General features: G+C 42.1%; 6 protein-coding genes. 1 reads left to right on the top strand and 5 read right to left on the bottom strand.

What is annotated here, in order from left to right; genetic code table 11:
* Window positions 1–37: 37 nt before the first annotated feature.
* On the bottom strand, window positions 38–1,627 hold the full coding sequence (gene prfC / locus ACOSVQ_RS14010) for a peptide chain release factor 3 (RefSeq protein ID WP_491983145.1): 1,590 nt from the start codon (window positions 1,625–1,627) through the stop codon (window positions 38–40).
* 482 nt (window positions 1,628–2,109) lie between these two features.
* Here prfC and ACOSVQ_RS14005 point away from each other — a divergent pair, with 482 nt between their 5' ends.
* On the top strand, window positions 2,110–4,167 hold the full coding sequence (locus ACOSVQ_RS14005; RefSeq protein ID WP_491983144.1) for a putative bifunctional diguanylate cyclase/phosphodiesterase: 2,058 nt from the start codon (window positions 2,110–2,112) through the stop codon (window positions 4,165–4,167).
* 8 nt (window positions 4,168–4,175) lie between these two features.
* Here the strand turns inward: ACOSVQ_RS14005 and rimI are convergent, their stop codons facing one another.
* The 4 genes from rimI to ubiT all read right to left on the bottom strand — a co-directional run bounded on the left by rimI (window position 4,176) and on the right by ubiT (window position 6,260).
* The gene (gene rimI, locus ACOSVQ_RS14000) at window positions 4,176–4,625 is read right to left on the bottom strand and encodes a ribosomal protein S18-alanine N-acetyltransferase (RefSeq protein WP_491983143.1); all 450 of its coding nucleotides are present in this window, start codon (window positions 4,623–4,625) and stop codon (window positions 4,176–4,178) included.
* 4 nt (window positions 4,626–4,629) lie between these two features.
* Window positions 4,630–5,034: a DNA polymerase III subunit psi gene (locus ACOSVQ_RS13995; RefSeq protein WP_491983142.1), complete on the bottom strand. Its 405-nt coding sequence runs from the start codon at window positions 5,032–5,034 to the stop codon at window positions 4,630–4,632.
* Between the two features lie 208 nt (window positions 5,035–5,242).
* Window positions 5,243–5,749, bottom strand: a complete 507-nt coding sequence (locus ACOSVQ_RS13990) for a GNAT family N-acetyltransferase (RefSeq protein WP_491983141.1) — start codon at window positions 5,747–5,749, stop codon at window positions 5,243–5,245.
* Window positions 5,739–6,260 carry a ubiquinone anaerobic biosynthesis accessory factor UbiT gene (gene ubiT / locus ACOSVQ_RS13985; RefSeq protein ID WP_491983140.1) on the bottom strand — a complete coding sequence of 174 codons (522 nt, stop codon included), beginning with the start codon at window positions 6,258–6,260 and terminating at the stop codon, window positions 5,739–5,741. Before ubiT ends, ACOSVQ_RS13990 begins: the two co-directional genes overlap by 11 nt.
* Window positions 6,261–6,436 lie beyond the last annotated feature (176 nt).

The following is a 6,436-nucleotide window of genomic DNA, read 5'->3' as shown; positions in this document are numbered from 1 at the left end:
TGAAAAGAGCGACTGAATAGTCGCTCTTTATTAGAAATCAATGTTCGCGGGTTGCGCGGAACTCAACTTCTGGTGAACGCTCTTGAGCCAAGTTCAAGTTAACCATGGTAGGTGCGATGTAGGCTAGGTTGTCGCCACCGTCTAGTGCTAAGTTGCTTTGGTTCTTACGTTTGAACTCTTCAAACTTCTTAGCATCTGAACATTCTACCCAACGCGCTGTTGCCACGTTTACGCCTTCGTAAATCGCTTCTACATTGTATTCAGATTTTAAACGCGCAACAACCACGTCAAACTGAAGCACACCGACCGCACCAACGATAAGATCGTTGTTTTGCAGTGGACGGAACACCTGTACTGCACCTTCTTCAGAAAGCTGAACTAGACCTTTAAGCAGCTGTTTCTGCTTAAGCGGATCTCTTAGGCGAATACGACGGAATAACTCAGGCGCAAAGTTTGGAATGCCCGAGAACTTCAGTTTTTCACCTTGAGTGAAGGTATCGCCGATTTGAATCGTACCGTGGTTGTGAAGACCAATGATATCGCCAGCATACGCTTCTTCAGCACGTGAACGGTCACCCGCCATGAAAGTCACAGCATCAGAAATATTCACCTGCTTACCGATACGTACATGGTTCATCTTCATACCTTGTTTATAGGTACCAGATACAATACGCATAAACGCAATACGGTCGCGGTGTTTAGGATCCATGTTCGCTTGAATCTTAAATACGAAACCAGTAAATGAATCTTCCGTTGCTTCAACTTCACGCTCATTTGCTTGACGGGCTAATGGCGCTGGCGCCCACTCAGTCAAACCATCCAACATGTGGTCAACACCGAAGTTACCTAACGCAGTACCGAAGAATACTGGTGTTAATTCGCCTTTAAGGAACAATTCAGAATCAAATTCGTGCGAAGCACCTAGAACAAGTTCTAACTCTTCACGAAGTTGCATTGCTAAGTCTTCACCGATTTCAGCATCTAATGCTGAGTTATCGATGCCTTTGATAATGCGTTCTTCTTGAATCGTATGACCATGACCTGTTGAGTACAGAACCGTTTCATCACGGTGAATATGATAGACACCCTTGAACTCCTTACCACAGCCGATTGGCCAAGTAATAGGAGCACAAGCGATCTTCAGCTCATTTTCCACTTCGTCTAACAGTTCCATTGGGTCGCGGATATCACGGTCCAACTTGTTCATGAAAGTGACGATTGGTGTATCACGCAGACGAGTAACTTCCATCAATTTACGCGTACGATCTTCTACACCTTTTGCCGCGTCGATAACCATCAAACATGAGTCAACAGCAGTAAGTGTACGGTAAGTATCTTCAGAGAAGTCTTCGTGTCCCGGTGTATCCAGTAGGTTCACCAACGCATCGCGATATGGGAACTGCATTACAGAGGTTGTTACCGAGATACCACGTTCTTTTTCCATCTCCATCCAGTCAGATTTAGCGTGCTGAGATGAACCACGTCCTTTTACAGAACCTGCGGTTTGGATTGCGCGTCCGAATAACAACACCTTTTCAGTGATGGTAGTTTTACCAGCATCCGGGTGAGAAATAATCGCGAACGTCCTACGTTTGTTGACTTCGCTTAGAAAAATCGGGTCTGCCATTTGATCATTCTTTTCGTTTGAGCACGGATACATAGATGCGAGTTGTTACCTGCAAGGCTTTACTCACACAAATCCGTTAGTTAATCGTGATTGGCGGGTATTTTCGCTGATTCTGCCGTCATAAACAATCAAAGCTTATATAAAGTAACATTTACCTAGGTGTTAAACTCAAAAACCAAGGTGAAAAATCAATATTTTCAGTAAATTAAACAAGGTTATTAAATCTAAATTCCAATTATTCTAATCAGACAAAAAACTTATTCTTTAATAAACACTCTATTTCTATTGAGAAGATTAACTATTTAAATTACTGTAATTTATGGTCTTATTAGCGCTAAGCAAGGAAAGCTTAAAATTGTGAGTCCTGATAACATTCGCGATAGATCGTCATTCAAAAGTTAAATGTGCAGTCATTATTGAGCATTAATATATCAGCCAATATGGGCTATAACTTTAAAGGAATATAGGAACTTTTGGGCGCTATGGCTAAAACTAAGCAGCTACACTCATTGGCATTTAAGCAAGCCAAAACCGTGTTTCTGGTATCTGTGATACTGGGAATATGCTTTAGTTTTTATCATATAATTGTCGACTTTCATCAAGAGCAAAAAAAGGTAGAAGAAAGCTATCACGTCAAGCTGATGCAAAGTTATGCCAATGCCAGTCTAGCCGCTTATCACTTAAACAACCTCTTAGCAGGACAAGTTGCAGCCAGTTTGATGGCAGACCCAGCTATTTATAAAGTTGAAATCATCGATGATTTCGGTGATACCTTGATTGTTAAACAGCGCCCTATTCCGAAAATGAGTGAATTCGTCAAACTGCTTTCCAATTATTTCACTCCTGAGATCCCAACCTTTACCACCGATCTTCATAAGCCCGAATCCAATGTATTGGTCGGAAACTTAAGTTTTTCCGTAGATGGTACTTCACTCGCATCGGAATTTATCAACAAAACGACTCAGGTATTGCTATTTGATTTGTTTCGTAACGTTCTGCTAACCAGCATATTGTTGCTATTTTTCTATCGTAAATTGTCGCTGCCTATTATCTTGCTCAACAACTGGGTTAGATCTTTAAAAGGGAAGCAGCATATTACACCGCCACCACTTGCTGAACACGAAGATGAGATCAGCGAGTTAGCTTTTACTTTCCACAAACTATGGAAAGACAGAGAAGAAGCGGAAATTAAACTCAACCAGCTAGCCTACTACGACAGCTTAACGGGACTAGCCAACCGCAGTTTACTGCTGCAAAAATTGTCAGAAGCCATTGATGAAGCACGGTTGAATAAAACAACTGGCGTCCTGTTCTACATCGATATCGACCGATTTAAGACCATCAACGATTCTTTAGGCCACACTATCGGCGATAAATTAATTAAAGCGATTGCACTACGAATGGAAGCTTGGGCAAGGGATGGTTATGTGCCCGCACGTATCGGCGGCGATGAGTTCGCAATTCTCAACGCAAATGCCTCTCCGAAAGATATAGAGAACGCAGCCAAACAACTGCTCGCTTTAATTTCTAATCCATACTCTATCGATGGCCACCAGCTTTATTGCACGGTCAGCCTAGGCATTACCACTTTTCCAGAAAACATCACAACCAATATCGACCTGCTTCGTCAAGCGGATACCGCCTTATACCGAGCAAAAGTGGGTGGGCGAAACAACTATGTTTTTTACAAACCGGAAATGCAGGCTCAAATTGAATCTTTTCTAACAATAGAAAAAGGACTGCATGAGGCGCTTTCAGAGAACCAACTTGTGCTCTATTACCAACCTCAAGTCGACATTCACCACAATATTATCGGTGTCGAAGCGCTAATCCGTTGGAATCATCCAAGAAAAGGAATCCTGCCTCCAGGTTTATTCATGCCGATAGCCGAAGAGACGGGGCAAATATTGCAGATGGGAAACTGGATCATCGAGCAAGCTTGTTATCAGTATGCTCAATGGAAAAAAGCCGGCGTACTGCCACCTCATTTCCGCCGCCTAGCCATTAACATCAGCCCACTGCAGTTTGCTCAGGACAGCTTTGTGGAGTTCATAAACGACACGTTGCAACAAGTCGAGATCTCAGGTGAGCATATTGAGCTTGAGATAACCGAAGGATTACTACTGGAAAATGTCGAGAGCTCAATGGAGAAGATGGCTCAGCTCAAAGAAAACCATATTAAGATCTCTATCGATGATTTTGGTACGGGCTACTCTTCTCTGCGTTATTTAAAACACCTTTCTGTCGACATGCTGAAGATTGACCGTTCTTTTGTCACTCAACTGCACCTAGACGAAAGTGATCAAGCGATTGTCGACACCATTGTAATGATGGCGCGTAGACTCAATTTAGAAGTGATTGCCGAAGGTGTAGAAGACATCAATGAACTCAACGCGCTCAAAGACTTAGGGTGTGAACAGTTCCAAGGCTATTTATTTGATAAACCGTTAGCTGTGGCTGAGATTGAACAACGTTTCCGAGACAATCCATACAAGGCATTGGCAAATCAAAGCGAGATCATTCGACTAGGCAACAAATAACGCTTCCACTAGTTGAAAAAATAATAGCTCATGATAATTGCGTCTTCTTTCCCCTTCTCTGTCGGGTAGTAGTTGACGCGGCGATCAATCTCGTTAAAGCCCAGGTTTTGATATAGCTCGAAGGCACGATGATTACTCTCGCGAACTTCAAGCCAAACACTCTCCGCTTTTAGTTCTTCACAATGTTGTAAGAAAAACTCAGTCAGCTGTTTACCATAACCTTTGCCCTGAACTGCGGGATCGATAGCAATATTGAGCAGAGAAACTTCACCAACAATGTTTTGCGCATAGAAATAGCCAATAACCTTATCTTCACGCAACATACAAAAGTGACACGCGCCACGGCTGTCCAACTGACGAATCATCGATTCTTTCCAAGGATGGCTATGAGCTTGCTGCTCTATTTGCCACACTTGATCCAAATGTTGCTCTTCTAAAGGTAAAAACTGAATCGACATAATATTAATTCGCCTCGTAAGAACAAATTTGTTGCCATAAATCGCGACGATGTTGAGTGTTACCATCAACGTCGGACAAAGGAGGTGTACGGAGTTTTTTGATGTCAGAGATGCTCTCATCATCGCAACCAGCAAACCAGATCCACTCAAGTGTTGAGAGGTCTATATTTGCCAGATTATGCAAATTAGCATACTGAGACTGCTGCAATTCCACGTTGAAGCTCTTCAACACTCTTTCAAATAACGCGACTTCGCTAGCAGTAGGATAATGATCACTCACTAATAGCAGCTTACACTCTGTATCTAAAGCAGCTTTCGCTGGTTGATAGCCCTGTAAACGCTCAGGGTGTATCAAATCCCAGCTTTGAATGCCCATGGCATGTAAGTATTGTTGCTCGTGATTAGACATAGTAGTGAAGAATCAGTAATGCATGATGTTAGAGAACTGAATGCTAACAAACTTACTCTTTAATCACCACTGCTCAGAGTTACTAGCCAGGCCATAAATCTAAGTTAATGCCTCGCAAGATAAGCATGTATGCGGATACGTGATATGAGCTATTTTTGAAAGCGAAAATTGAAGAAGAAGCAAATTTGCTTCTTCTAAATGAGAGAGATTAAGCGAGTTCGTTAAACTCAGGGCAATACTCAATCAGCCCTTGTTTGTTGTCGAGTTCGTTTTCCCACAATGCAACAATTTGAAATGCTTCAGCAGGCACTTCCCATTGGCATTTAAAACCAAACTGACTTGCTGCTTTAAAACCAAAACGGTTGTAGTAGCTTGGATCTCCAAGAACAACACAAGCTGGATAGCCTAGTTCACCTAGAGAACTAAGACCTTCTTTCACAATTTCAGCACCAATACCCTGTTTACGGTACTCTGCTTTCACAGCCAAAGGTGCTAATCCTTGCCAGTTAAGATGTTCACCATCTAGAGATACCGGGCTAAACATCGCAAAACCAACCACTTCACCATCGTCTTCACAGGCAACCAGTGACAACGTGCGATTACCGTTCTCACGCAGAGACATGACTAAATTGGCTTCGGCTTCAGTTTCAAATACCGATTTGAGTAATTGGTCAACAACCAGAATATCAGCAGGCGCTTCACTTCTAATAAGCATTCACTACCTCTTTATGTGCGTTAGGTGCTTGCATGCCTTTATGCACAAATTCCGCCAGTTGGTGAAGTAAAATTTGCAAAGCTTTCGGTAATTGTTCCAAATCCACACTATCCATCAAATTTTTAACTTCAAGACCAAGCTCGGTATCGCCTTCAATTGATAGTCTGCGTTGGAAAAACAAAGTGTCCGGATCTTCTTTACGACCAGCGATCAAAACCAAATCGTTCAAGTTTCCGCTGAAGCTGACATCTTCATCTTTGATATTGTCTGCAACCACCAGCTTTTCGTCTTCATAGCTGATATACCAACACAGGTTCATATCGCGAATTTCAACTTTAAGCCACTTGCCTTCTAGGAACTCAAAATCACCATCATCGAGTGCCTCATGAAAGACCATTTTCATGCCATCAAGTAAGGCTTTTTTTTGCACAAACTTAGGCAATAAGTGGACTGGAGATCTCAAAATTGATGCTGCATTTTGAACTAGTTGAATACGAATGTTGTTAATCACGCCCTTTATCCGTTACCTTTGTCTTTGGAAAACTCATCATACGGGATGTGATAGTGGTGAACCCTGTTATGCATCAAGAAATTGTGCAACACAGAGAAGCTTTTCTAACCGTGAAATCAACGTTATAGTTAGTACGTATCGCTCTTAAATAATTCTTATTGAACAAATAAGCGCTT

The organism is Vibrio sp. HM8-C (genome assembly GCF_058630515.1).
Note: the sequence above shows the minus strand (reverse complement) of the source record. Positions and strands in the feature narration are given on the sequence as shown.

What these genes read in the sequence shown, in the direction of transcription:
- rimI (WP_491983143.1), bottom strand. Translation starts at nt 4,625, where the DNA reads ATGTCGATTCAGTTTTTACCTTTAGAAGAGCAACATTTGGATCAAGTG.
- ACOSVQ_RS14005 (WP_491983144.1), top strand. Translation starts at nt 2,110, where the DNA reads ATGGCTAAAACTAAGCAGCTACACTCATTGGCATTTAAGCAAGCCAAA.
- ACOSVQ_RS13995 (WP_491983142.1), bottom strand. Translation starts at nt 5,034, where the DNA reads ATGTCTAATCACGAGCAACAATACTTACATGCCATGGGCATTCAAAGC.
- ACOSVQ_RS13990 (WP_491983141.1), bottom strand. Translation starts at nt 5,749, where the DNA reads ATGCTTATTAGAAGTGAAGCGCCTGCTGATATTCTGGTTGTTGACCAA.
- prfC (WP_491983145.1), bottom strand. Translation starts at nt 1,627, where the DNA reads ATGGCAGACCCGATTTTTCTAAGCGAAGTCAACAAACGTAGGACGTTC.